This window comes from Proteocatella sp. QWL-06, assembly GCF_058684135.1.
Genome location: NZ_CM178755.1, coordinates 1,023,366 through 1,035,678, shown reverse-complemented (window position 1 = coordinate 1,035,678; position 12,313 = coordinate 1,023,366). Strand labels below are relative to the sequence as shown.

The window sequence follows — 12,313 nt, the reverse complement described above, 5'->3', positions numbered from 1 at the left end:
ATTATCCTTTTATATTCTATTTGTAGTTGATTTTGGATACATCAACTATGCCATTTATCATTTCAACAGAACAATTCAGGAGATTGATCCTGTTGTTTCTTACATCTTCATCTTTATCCATTATCATAACATTATCGAATAATGAATTTATATGCGGCGTAACGGCCTCGTAAACCTCTATGGCTTTAAAGTAGTTTCTATCTGCAAGTAACTGGTCGATCTCTGATTTGATTTCGCAGCATTTTTCATAAAGCGCCGATTCTGATTCATGAGTGAAAAGCTCAGCATTGACATCTTGATATTCCTTAGATTTCAGTATGTTCTGTACTCTTATTATCGTGCTGATAGCTTCTGATCTGTCTTTTTCAAGCCATGCTTCCACATCTCTGGCAATTTTCACGATTTCATGAATAGCAGAATTTTTGTTATCTATGACAGAATTGATTACATCATATCTGATATTCATGTCCAGCATGATATTGTTTAATCTCTGTCTGAAAAACTCAGAGATCTCATCAATAGTTTTTGCTTTTTGTTCTGCTGAAAACTGAGAAAGAGCTATATCAATTATTTCTCTCAAAGATATGTCAAAATCGCTGTTCAGAAGTATGTTTAAAACAGCAATAGCCTGTCTTCTGAGAGCATATGGATCCTGAGATCCTGTTGGCTGTATTCCTATTGAAAAGAATCCTGTTATGGAGTCCATTTTGTCTGCTAAAGAAAGAAGTATGCCTGTGCTTGTCTGAGGCAGCGAGTCGTTGGCATTTCTTGGTAGATAATGCTCGTAAATTGCTTCGCTTACGGCCGGATTTTCTTTGTCAAGCATCGAGTAATATCTGCCCATTATTCCCTGTAGCTCAGGAAATTCAAATACCATAGCAGTCGTAAGGTCTGCTTTGCAAAGAAGTGCCGCTCTGCTTATATGCGCTTTGTCTATTCCAAGTCTGTCTGCAAGCATAAGAGCAGATTTTTCTATTCTTTCAGCCTTGTTTCTCATAGTTCCTAGTTTCTGCTGGAACACGATAGTATCCAGCCCGTCTACAAAGCTTTCAAGGGATTTTTTTGTATCTTCTTCATAAAAGAATTTGGCATCCATAAGTCTGGCAACAAGAACTTTTTCATTACCTTTCCTTACGTTGTCTATCATGTAGTCATTACCATTCCTCACAGTTATGAAATAGTTCATAAGCTTGCCTGATTTATCTCTCACAGGGAAATATCTCTGATGAGATTCCATAGGGGTTATTATTACCTCTTCGGGCAATTTCAGATACTCCTCAGAATAGCTACCATAAAATGCAGTAGGATATTCAACTATGAAGTTTACCTCTTCCAGAATATCTTCGTCTATTACAGGTGATCCGCCAAGAGTTTCCGCGACTTTATTTACCTGCTCTATGATCATGCTTCTTCTTTCATCCTGATCTAGTATTACGTAGTTTTCTTTTAGTTTTATCTTATAATCTTCAAAATCGCTTACCATAAAATCACCACTGCTCAGGAATCTGTGTCCCTTTGTGAATCTGGTAGTTTTTATATCTTCAATATCAAAGTCCTGATGCTCTCCATGGAAAACGCAGATAAACCATCTTATAGGTCTTATGAATTTAAGATTTTTTCCTCCCCACCTCATTGGTTTTGGAAAATTAACCCCTCTTACTACATTTTCCAGAATATCTTTTACAAATATTTTCGTTTCTTTTCCTTCTTTTTCAACGCTTAAGTATACATACTCATCATCGCCGATTTTTCTAAGCTCAACATTTTCAAGAAGTCCGTTCTTTCCTTTTACAAAACCTGTGAGTGCTTTGGTAGGGTTTCCCTGCGCATCATATGCTATCTTTTTTGCAGGCCCTTTGTATTCTTCATGCAAATCGGCCTGTTTTTCAGAAATATTCTTTACAAGAATTGCAAATCTTCTTGGAGTCGCCTTTATGTCTATCTCCTCAAACTGAATATTAAGATCATTAAGATTTTTTGTGAGTATATCTTTCATTTCCTTAAGTGCATTATTGATATACCTTGCTGGTATCTCTTCTGTTCCTATCTCATAAAATAAATCTCTATTCATCTCCGTTACTCCTTTTCAAAAGAGGATATCCCATTTCTGCTCTTTGTTCAACATAAAGACTGGCAATTTTTTTTGCCATGTTTCGCACTTTTGCAATATATCCTGCTCTCTGGCTTACTCCTATTGCTCCTCTTGCGTCAAGCAGGTTGAATGTATGCGAGCACTTTAATACATAATCATAGGCTGGCATAACAAGTCCTTTTTCAATGAGCTTAAGTGCTTCGCCTTCAAACGTTACAAACTGGTTGAACAGCATTTCTTTGTCAGATTCGTCAAAGCTGTAGACAGAATGCTCATACTCGGCTTTTCTGAATACATCTCCATATTTTATCTCATCTGTGTAGTCAAGATCGTAAACATCATTTTTATTCTGAATATACAGAGCAAGCCTCTCAAGTCCATACGCAAGTTCAGCAGACTCAAGCTCGCAGTCTATAGCGCCAACCTGCTGAAAGTAAGTATACTGAGTTATTTCCATTCCATCAAGCCATACTTCCCATCCAAGTCCCCATGCTCCGAATGTAGGATTTTCCCAGTTGTCTTCGACAAATCTGATATCATGTTCCAGAGGATCGATCCCTATAGCTCTAAGTGAGCCCAGGTACAGCTCCTGAACATTATCTGGTGAAGGTTTCAGTATTACCTGCAATTGGTGATGCTGATAAAGCCTGTTTGGATTTTCGCCATATCTTGCATCTGCAGGTCTTCTTGATGGCTCTACATAGCAAACCTTCCAGGGTTCTGGCCCGAGAGATCTTAAAAATGTCTGAGGATTGAGGGTTCCTGCCCCTTTTTCACTATCATACGCCTGCATCAATATGCATCCCTGACTAGACCAGTATTCCTGTAACTTTAATATCATGTTCTGGAAATTCATATTTGCCTCCCTGTATTATATCTTATTTGAATTCAGAAGTAATGTCTGCTGCATCCTTCCAGATTTTCTCTATGTTATAGAAATCTCTTTCCTCATCCTTAAAAACATGGACGATGATGTCGCCATAATCAAGAAGAATCCATCTGGAAGTATCAAAGCCTTCTTTAAATCGAGGTTCAGTTCCCTGTCTTGCAAGCTCATCCTCAATTGCATCTGCAATAGACTTTACTTTTCTTTCATTATCCGCGCTGCATATTACAAAGTAATCTGCAATAGAAGTTATGTTTGATACATTGAGAATTCTTGCATCCTCAGCCTGTTTTTCATCCATCTGCTTGTAAATAGTATTTAAAATATCTCTCATCAGTTAAAATCCTTTCCTAAAACAACAACAATATCCGGTTCAGATGAAACAACATCTTTTGTTCCCTTCTGTACTTTTCCGGTTTCTAAAATACCTTTAACTTTATTTGCAAAAGCAATATCATCTTTATAGTATATGACTGTGTTTTCAATATTGAAATCACTTGCATTTCCTGTAGCCGAAACTGCTATATCCTCTATTTTAAGAAGATCCGAGGCTCTTCTTGCTGTCCCGCTTATGCCATTTCCATTTAAAACATGAATTTTATAAGTGCTTGTATCCTTAACAGGTTCAGATTTAACAGATTTTGAAGCATTTGCAGTTTGCACTGCTGACGCCGTACCTGTTGCTCCACCTTGTGAACCTTCTTCAGAGTCTGCTCCCTCAGCAGATTCGGACTCAGGCACCGGATAATTTCCAGAAATCAGATATTCAAGGTCAAGATTGAGCTGCTCCTGATCTGGTGAATAATATGATACTCCGCCTATCATCGTAGGCTCTCCAGGCACAGTTTTTTTCTCTATTCTGTTTGTATCGATCGTAAGTGCCTGCTTTGCGATTATAAGCATATTCCTCATTGTCATGTCTGTCTCGACATATTTTGACATAGTATCAAGATATTTCGGTATATTCATAATTGAAGATGGAGACGCTATTTTTTTAAACAGTGAGTCGAGGAACATCTGCTGAGCCTGAATCCTTCCAAGGTCCTGATTTGCATATCCTTTTCTGAATCTCAGAAATCCCATAGCCTGTTCGCCGTTCAATGTTTGTATACCTTTCTTCAGGTTGATGTTAAGTGGTGGTGTAGCCGCAGAATCTACATATCTCATGTCCACGGGCACATCTACTTCAATCCCTCCAAGGTCATCAACAGTCTTGAAGAGTGCCTTGTAATCAACTTTTACATAATGATGGATCGGTATTCCAAGAAAGTTCTTTATGGTTGAAAGCGCAAGCTCTGTTCCTCCATAAGAATGCGCATGATTGACCTTGTCGAATCCGCCTCCATTTGCTATCTCTACCCTTGTATCTCTTGGCACAGAAAGTATGAATCCCGTCTTGGTCAGGGGGTCAATACTCAATACCATTATAGTATCGGTTCTTGTCCCAATTCCAGAATCATCATTCTCCAGGGTGTCTACTCCAAGAAGAAGCACATTGACTCTTTCCTTGTAATTGCTTATATCTAAATCTTCAAATTCATCGGTTACTTTAGTTTCATTATTTTTAGATGCTTCTTCAACATCATTCTTGAAATAAAAATACATCGCTGTACTTATTATCATTGAAAAAACTACGAACAGAATCAAAAACATCTTCAAAAAACTCTTCATAAATTCACCTCGTTACTTTTATCTAAAAAATAGTTTCTTGCAATCACAGAGTCAGGATGGATCTTGTGCTCACTGTTAAGCAGATATGATATTGTATGTTTGTAAATGGTCAAAATCGCCTTGTCCAGACTACAATAAGCATGTTCTCTTATCGCTTCAACCCCCGGATATTTTCTTCCCGGTTCAATTGAGTCTGCTACGAATATTATCTTTTCCAGTTCTGACATTTCCGCTCTTCCGGTTGTATGGAAGGCTATTGCATTCAATATATCTTCATCCTGAATTCCATACTCATTTCTTGCTATTGCTGCGGCAAGTTTTGAATGAGAAAGCTGGATGGACTCTGATTCGAGGCTGTCCAGTTTTACAGAATGCCTTATAACCGTCTGATCAATCTGAGCTTTGGTGAACTGTTTCGCATAATCATGAAAAATTGCAGCTATCCTGCATTTTTCAATGTCAGTGCCATATATACCTGCCAGTTCTGAAGATGTATCTACAACTCCAATGACATGTCTGTACCTTTTCGAGGTCATCATAGCTCTTATTTTATCATCTACTTCTTTGAATATATCATTATAATTTTCCATCTTGTTCCTTATACAGATCATTTTCCCTGATATATTTAATGATCTTATCATTTAAATCCTTAATTTTAAAATCATCCTCATTTATTCTGTCTCTAATGTCACTTGATGACACATTTTCTGTAAAAGGTCCCAGGTAATGTATTTTTGCCGAGTATTTCTTCTCAAGATAATGTATTTTTTCCATAAGTTCTTCGTGAGTGGAAACATCCGGGCGCTCAAATACAACGAGTTCACAAAGCATGAATATATCATCCGGGTTATTCCAGCTTTCAACCTGGAAAACACAATCTGAGCCCACGATAAAATATAATCTGTCATCAGGATATATGAGCTTAAGAGCCCTAAGTGTATCTACCGTATATGATTTTCTATGATTTATCTTGTTTTCGATATTTGAAACAGAAAAACCCTCAATGCCATCTATCGCAATCTCCACCATATTAAATCTGTGTAAGAATGATTCTATCTCAAAGCCCGATTTGTGAGGAGGATTTGCAGATGGAATGAATATAACCTGATCAAGCTTCATTATTTCCCTGGATTTTTCAGCCATTCTGATATGCATTGAATGAACCGGATTAAACGTGCCTCCAAGTATGCCTATTTTTTTCAAAACAATACGCCTCCGCTTATTTTTTTGGCAAGATTATCTGAGGATCCTTTCTGAAGGCCCTGTATAAAACTATTTTACTTCCAATACATTGAACACATTCCGCTTTGAGATTCTCAGCTACTGCGTTTCCAATTTCTTTAGCGGATAGCCCTGAATTGTCCAGAAGCTTTATTTTTATAAGCTCTCTTGTAGAAAGTGTCTCTTCTATAGAATCTATTACACTCTCAGTTATTCCTTCCTTTCCCACATGAGTTGTAGGCTGAATAGTATTGGAAAGTCCTCTTAAATACGCTCTTTGTTTACTTGTAATCATATAATCTCCTACTCAAAAAAATCGAATTCTAAATCGTAAATCTTAACAGTATCTCCATCTTCTATTCCCATTGCTCTCAATCTGTCAAAAATCCTGTATTTTTCAAGCATTTTCTGGAAATATCTTATGGATTCCATATCTTCAAAATGAACTGAGTATAGAAGCTTTTCAAGTGCTGTTCCTTCAACCATATACACACCATCTTCTATTCTTATTTCTATTTTATCAATCTCTGTTTCGTCTGCTACATGTTCAACATAATACTCGTCTTCATCGAATATCTCTGTTTCTTCAGCCTTTTTGAGGATTTCGTATGCTTTGCTGAGAACCTCCTGCACTCCCTGATTGGTAGCAGTAGACATTGGTATTACTTCGTATCCTTCTCTTTCCAGTGTATGAATGAAATTATCAAGCACTTCCTGGTCTTCAAGAAGATCTATCTTGTTTGCTGCAACTATCTGCGGTTTTTTCGCAAGTTTTGGATTGAATTTTTCTATCTCACTGTTTATCTTTCTGAAGTCATCCAGTGGATCTCTTCCTTCTATTCCTGAAATATCAACCAGGTGGATGAGAACTTTTGTTCTCTCTACGTGTCTCAGGAAGTCATGCCCCAGACCGGTACCCTCGCTCGCCCCTTCTATAAGACCGGGGATGTCTGCGATTACAAAACTCTCTCCACTCTTCAGATTTGCAACTCCAAGGTTTGGAAAAAGCGTTGTAAAGTGATAATTGGCTATTTTAGGGTTTGCTTTTGTAACTATAGACAGGAATGTTGATTTTCCGACGTTAGGGAATCCAAGAAGCCCTACATCAGCAATCATTTTGAGCTCCAGTACCACATTTTTTTCCTGACCTTCTCTCCCTGCTTTTGCAAATGCCGGAGCCTGTCTTATTGCGTTCTTGAAATGAGTATTTCCCTTTCCGCCTCCGCCGCCTCTTGCTACGACATATGTGTCCCCTTCTTTTGAAAGATCGGCTATTACAAGATTTGTCTTTTCATCTCTTACTACTGTTCCAGCAGGAACTTTGAGTACAAGATCCTCACCGTTTTTTCCATGCATGTTGGAACCTTTTCCATTGCCACCATTTTCCGCAGTATATTTTCTCTTATATTTAAAATCCATAAGAGTTCTCATATTGGTATCAACTACTAGTATGATGTTTCCACCATGTCCTCCGTCTCCTCCATTGGGTCCACCTGCAGGTACATATATCTCTCTTCTGAAAGCTACAGAACCATTGCCCCCGTTGCCTGCCTTTAAATGTATATGGGCTTTATCAATAAACATTATTTATTCTCCTAACTTAAAATCAAAATAACTATTTTATATATTCTATTACTGGTGTACCTTCGCAATAATAAATCTTTATTACGGTGCAGTTATTTATAATGAAATTCCAATATAAGCTGTCAGCACCTGTTAAAATATATGAGATAAGAGCCTGTATCACTCCAGCATGTGACACGACTACAATTTCATCATTATTGCGGCATCTTTCCCTTATTTTTTCGTACGTTTCTGAAACTCTGGAAAAGAATGTCTTTTTATCTTCTCCTCCAGGATATCTGAAATTTTCAGTGTCAGCATACATCTGGCTGAATAAATCCGGATATTCCTTCATTATCTCGCTGTGAGTCATTCCTTCAAAATTCCCAAAATCAAATTCACTCAATCCCTCTTCAGTTAATACTTCGTATCCGAGAGATTTAGCTGTAATATAGGCTCTTTTTCTTGGTGAGCTTATGACTGCAGGATCAGTCAGAGCGATTATTTTTGACATTAAGATTTTTCTTATTTCATATTCATTTTCAAGAAGTTCACTCTCTGTTTTTCCACAAAGTCGTCCCTCTTTGTTTGCCCTTGTTTTTGCATGTCTTATTAAATAAACTGATTGCATATAAACACTCCAGTATAAAATAGTGGTATATAGAGAGTTTCAGATATTTCACAAATCGCTCCCAGTATATCTCCTGAGATTCCGTCAATCTTATTATATGAAAATTCCTTCAGAGCAATCACTATGAAATGAAGCATTAATAAGGCAAATATAAATGATATCGAATATATGATTCCATAAAAAAAGTACATAAGCAATGACATCATTGCCCCATAAAATAATATTATACCATAATAATTGCTTTTGCTCAATTTACCAATGAAAGGTTCTCCCATTATTGACTTATTCATGCTCCTGCCCTTATAACAGGCCATCACGATTGCCATTCTTCCAGCTACCGGAAGCGAAAGAATAAGTAAAATATTTTCTGAATCTATTGCCATCTCAACAAAAGCCACTTTGAACATTATCACAAATACTACAGCAAGAAGACCCATTGCCCCAATTCTGGAGTCCTTCATTATCAGTATTATCTTTTCCTTATCCCTGTAGCTCAAAAGCCCATCGAAGCTGTCGGAAAGACCGTCCAGATGCAGCCCTCCTGTTATAACTACAAGAGCGAGCACTGTGATTATAGACGATACATCCGCAGGGAATACAAGGCTCGAAAGATATGCTACTGCAACGATCAACAAACCTGCAATTAAGCCGACCAACGGAAAGAAGGCTATATTCTGAGACTTCGCTTTATATTCAAACGGAATTTTCACTGGTATCCTCGTCATAAATACCAGTGAACTAAAAAAACGATTAACATATTCTGACATTTTTTATCCTTTACTATCACATATTTACTTTATCTTCACCGGAATTGAGCTTACTACAAGATATACCTCATCAGCATAAGATGCACATAGCTGATTCGCTCTCCCTACATAATCTCTGTAAATCCTTGAAAGCCTGTTGTCAGGAACTATCCCGAGTCCGATTTCATTGCTTACAATAACCAGATTCCCTTTTGCACCTCGCGCATTCTTAAGAATATCTTCAATTGATGTGCTTATCTCTTTCTCAACGACATTTACCTCATCCATTGATATAGCTTCATAGTCAAGGTCCCTGCTGAACATTATATTGCTTATATACATAGTTATGCAGTCGAGCAGAACATAATCGTGAGCATCAAGTATTTCTCCTGCGTATTTCTCTATTTGAAGACTTTTTTCATACGTAGTCCAGGAGGTTCCTCGCTGATCCCTGTGCTTATCAACCCGGTCTTTCATCTCATTGTCAAGTATTTCAGCGGTTGCAATATACCCAAGATCCGTTCCCTTGTCTCTGCAGTATTTTTCAGCAAAAGTGCTCTTACCCGACCTTGCACCCCCAGTTATAAAAATGATATTTCCCAAATTACACCTCTTCTTTTGTGCCTCTCATTATGACTTTTGTCTGGCTCGGATATCTGTCTTTTGACACCAGCTTTTTGACTCCGTTTATAACGACATATGTCTCCGAGCGGATTTCGTCTCTGCCTTTTGTTTTTACGACTTCTTTCCCTTTTTCAAGATCAGGATCATCTATATATTTTACTGCTCTTGGCTTTACAGATACCACATTAGATATTATGTCTATCTCCGGAACACTTCCAGTGTTTCCATATATGGTAACAGTTACACTTGAACTTCCGACATACGTTTTAAGGTATACAGGAAAATCATAGTTGTTTTTGAATTTGAAATCAATCGCATTGTCACTTACTACTGCATCTCTTCCATAATTTACATAGCTTGATGGTATTGAATGCGGCCTTCTCTGAACAATCTCCAGTCCAGAATAGAGCACGCTGTTGTACAGAGTTGATGAAACCTGGCATACGCCCCCGCCAAGACCTTCTTCTATTTCACCGTTTACTATGACAGTTGCGTTCTTGTAGCCGTTGGAAACAGTTTTAAGCCTCGTGACTTTATTGTAAGAGAAAACTTCTCCCGGCATGAGCAGATAGTTGTTCATGTACTGAGCTGCGAGCCTTATATTCTCATTTCTGCCTTCAATGTTAGGAGAGAAATTAGTCCTGTAGCTTCCTATTATGCCGTCTATACGCGAAAGCTCTTCACTTGTAATTTCAGGAGTGACGCTTTCAATTGGAACTTTTACAGTCACATCTATATTTGGCTTTATTGAATCATATATCGCCTTCCTGAACTCGTCTCGGTTTATTTTCACTCCTTCTTCGCCTTTTTTGACGTCGATTGAGCTTCCGATGCTTATAGAAGCATTCTCAGGCTTTCTCTCGATTTTTGATTTTATGTCCTCATATATCCTGTCTTCTATATCCTGAGGGATTTGAGGTTTTACTTCAAAAGTCCTGCTGTCATCCAGAAATTTAAGGCCAACATAATCGGAAATGTTTTTTATGAAATCTTCGCTCCTTCCAACCTGGAGTGCCTGATTTATCGCCTGGTCTATATCGAATTCACATCCAAGCTCCGCCAGGCTGTAGACGTGATCTGAGCCTTCATACACTAGATTGAGGTTTTTAAAGCTGTTATTCTGTCTTATGGCGTCTCGGGCTTCATCCTTATTCAGTCCGCCAACATCAAAGCCATTAATATAGATGCTGTTCAGAATCCGGTCATCTGACACAGAGGTATTGTAAGAATGTATTACAAATCCGCCCGACATAAGCATTGCACCTATTAATACTAGTGCTATTCTTAGAAATTTACTTTTTAACAATATTATTTACCCCTTTATTTTTAAAATAATTACAGTCTGAAGTCAGCCTGCATCTTTCACATTCAGGCTTCTGTGCCTTGCACATCCTTCTTCCATGAAAAATTATCGCATGATGCGCTCTGGTATACAAGTATTTGGGTATCTTTGATGTTATATCCCTTTCAACAAGGTCGGGATCTGTATTCTTTGTAAGTCCAAGCCTGTAAGTAACCCTCTTTACATGAGTATCCACAGCAAAAGCTGGTATTCCAAAAGCATTGCTAAGCACAACATTAGCTGTTTTTCGCCCTACCCCGGGCAGCTCGACGAGGTCCTCCATATTATCTGGTACCTGCGAATCATATTTTTCAACGAGTATATTCGAAGTCTTTATGATATTGTCTGCCTTGGAATTATAAAAGCCTATGCTTCTTATTATGTTTCTCAGTGTTTCCGGTTCAATCGCTGCCATTTTGTCTGCTTCACCATAATTTCTGAACAGCTCTTCAGTCACTATATTGACTCTGGCATCAGTTGTCTGAGCACTGAGCATTGTGGCGATGAGCAGCTGAAATGGAGTTTTATGATTGAGTTCACACTCAGCCTCCGGATACATTTCACATATGGTATTTATTATTCTTGTATGTCTGTTCATTTATCCCTGCCTGTCATTATATTCCTGACGATTATATTCTTACCCTTCCATGAAAAATTCCTGTCAGAAAATTTTCTTCTGAACTCACGATTGCTAATACCGTATATTTCTCCTAATTCTATATTATACAATAAATCCCTGCTAAAATCTTCTATATTTGAATATTTTTTATTTTTATTTTCAGGACATACATCCTGACAAACATCGCACCCAAATACCTTATTCTGTTTTTTCAGGAGAGTTTCTTCAAAACTGTTAATGGTTTTCTTCTGAGTGAGATATGATATGCACCTACTGAAATCAACTCCATCCGAAGATATCGCCCCTGACGGGCATTGCCTGATACACCTGTCACATTTGATACATTGCAAAGATGCTGTGATATGCTCCTTTGAGGATATGTCCGTAATTATGAGTCCGATAAAACCATAGCTCCCGAATATATCATTTATAATCATTGAGTTCATCCCTGTTTTCCCAAGGCCTGATGCATAAGCAAAGAATCTCTCATTCAGAGGTCCGTTATCACACTGTATTAAAAATCCGGCTTCGTGATGCTCTGCTTTTATATCGTCGACTATCTCATTCATAATCTTCTTTACTATCATATGATAATCTCTTGAAAATGCGTGCGATGAAAGATTTGCACCTTCTGAAACTCTTGCTTTCTCTTCAGTCATGAATGGTACAAAAAGTACGATTGCAGTTCTCGGGTAAAATCCGTACTTATTTGAAATTTCATCCAGACCTTCTCCTTCAATCTCATATTCATTGCCTTTCCCCAGAGCCCTTTTTCCTTTGAGTCTCTTAAGGAATTCATCATATGATTCTCTGCAGGATTCTATATCCATTATCCTGTAATCTATATCATCATATTTCTTAAGTATATCATTCATAAATTCCACCTTTTAAAAAAACCTTTGAGAAGAATATTCTCAA

Annotated in this window: 14 protein-coding genes; all 14 read right to left on the bottom strand. The window is 37.7% G+C overall.

The features are described from left to right. Positions 1 to 16: 16 nt before the first annotated feature. The 14 genes from glyS to AC4PGZ_RS04920 are packed head-to-tail and all read right to left on the bottom strand — an operon-like array spanning position 17 to position 12,270. The gene (glyS, locus tag AC4PGZ_RS04985; protein WP_492159948.1) at positions 17 to 2,071 is read right to left on the bottom strand and encodes a glycine--tRNA ligase subunit beta; all 2,055 of its coding nucleotides are present in this window, start codon (positions 2,069 to 2,071) and stop codon (positions 17 to 19) included. Beyond that, complete coding sequence (glyQ, locus tag AC4PGZ_RS04980) at positions 2,064 to 2,948, bottom strand: glycine--tRNA ligase subunit alpha (protein WP_492159947.1); 885 nt, start codon at positions 2,946 to 2,948, stop codon at positions 2,064 to 2,066. Before glyQ ends, glyS begins: the two co-directional genes overlap by 8 nt. 22 nt (positions 2,949 to 2,970) lie before the next feature. Further along, on the bottom strand, positions 2,971 to 3,312 hold the full coding sequence (rsfS, locus tag AC4PGZ_RS04975) for a ribosome silencing factor (protein WP_492159946.1): 342 nt from the start codon (positions 3,310 to 3,312) through the stop codon (positions 2,971 to 2,973). Continuing rightward, positions 3,312 to 4,649, bottom strand: coding sequence for an LCP family protein (locus AC4PGZ_RS04970; RefSeq protein WP_492159945.1), 1,338 nt, complete (start codon positions 4,647 to 4,649; stop codon positions 3,312 to 3,314). The genes rsfS and AC4PGZ_RS04970 overlap by 1 nt, the downstream gene beginning before the upstream one ends. After that, positions 4,646 to 5,239, bottom strand: a complete 594-nt coding sequence (gene yqeK, locus AC4PGZ_RS04965) for a bis(5'-nucleosyl)-tetraphosphatase (symmetrical) YqeK (RefSeq protein WP_492159944.1) — start codon at positions 5,237 to 5,239, stop codon at positions 4,646 to 4,648. Before yqeK ends, AC4PGZ_RS04970 begins: the two co-directional genes overlap by 4 nt. After that, positions 5,226 to 5,852 carry a nicotinate-nucleotide adenylyltransferase gene (gene nadD / locus AC4PGZ_RS04960; protein WP_492159943.1) on the bottom strand — a complete coding sequence of 209 codons (627 nt, stop codon included), beginning with the start codon at positions 5,850 to 5,852 and terminating at the stop codon, positions 5,226 to 5,228. The genes yqeK and nadD overlap by 14 nt, the downstream gene beginning before the upstream one ends. Before the next feature lie 16 nt (positions 5,853 to 5,868). Beyond that, complete coding sequence (locus AC4PGZ_RS04955) at positions 5,869 to 6,165, bottom strand: YhbY family RNA-binding protein (protein ID WP_492159942.1); 297 nt, start codon at positions 6,163 to 6,165, stop codon at positions 5,869 to 5,871. An 8-nt stretch (positions 6,166 to 6,173) separates the two neighbouring features. Continuing rightward, positions 6,174 to 7,454 carry a GTPase ObgE gene (gene obgE, locus AC4PGZ_RS04950; RefSeq protein ID WP_492159941.1) on the bottom strand — a complete coding sequence of 427 codons (1,281 nt, stop codon included), beginning with the start codon at positions 7,452 to 7,454 and terminating at the stop codon, positions 6,174 to 6,176. 31 nt (positions 7,455 to 7,485) lie between these two features. Next, entirely contained in the window at positions 7,486 to 8,064 is a 579-nt protein-coding gene (locus tag AC4PGZ_RS04945) for a histidine phosphatase family protein (RefSeq protein WP_492159940.1), read from the bottom strand. After that, the gene (gene cobS, locus AC4PGZ_RS04940) at positions 8,046 to 8,831 is read right to left on the bottom strand and encodes an adenosylcobinamide-GDP ribazoletransferase (RefSeq protein ID WP_492159939.1); all 786 of its coding nucleotides are present in this window, start codon (positions 8,829 to 8,831) and stop codon (positions 8,046 to 8,048) included. The genes AC4PGZ_RS04945 and cobS overlap by 19 nt, the downstream gene beginning before the upstream one ends. Before the next feature lie 24 nt (positions 8,832 to 8,855). After that, a complete protein-coding gene (gene cobU / locus AC4PGZ_RS04935; RefSeq protein ID WP_492159938.1) occupies positions 8,856 to 9,413 on the bottom strand; it encodes a bifunctional adenosylcobinamide kinase/adenosylcobinamide-phosphate guanylyltransferase in 558 nt (185 codons plus the stop codon). Position 9,414: 1 nt separating this feature from the next. Next, entirely contained in the window at positions 9,415 to 10,740 is a 1,326-nt protein-coding gene (locus tag AC4PGZ_RS04930; protein WP_492159937.1) for a VanW family protein, read from the bottom strand. Beyond that, the gene (gene nth, locus AC4PGZ_RS04925) at positions 10,727 to 11,374 is read right to left on the bottom strand and encodes an endonuclease III (RefSeq protein ID WP_492159935.1); all 648 of its coding nucleotides are present in this window, start codon (positions 11,372 to 11,374) and stop codon (positions 10,727 to 10,729) included. Before nth ends, AC4PGZ_RS04930 begins: the two co-directional genes overlap by 14 nt. Next, positions 11,371 to 12,270 carry an epoxyqueuosine reductase gene (locus AC4PGZ_RS04920; RefSeq protein ID WP_492159934.1) on the bottom strand — a complete coding sequence of 300 codons (900 nt, stop codon included), beginning with the start codon at positions 12,268 to 12,270 and terminating at the stop codon, positions 11,371 to 11,373. Before AC4PGZ_RS04920 ends, nth begins: the two co-directional genes overlap by 4 nt. Positions 12,271 to 12,313: the final 43 nt, after the last annotated feature.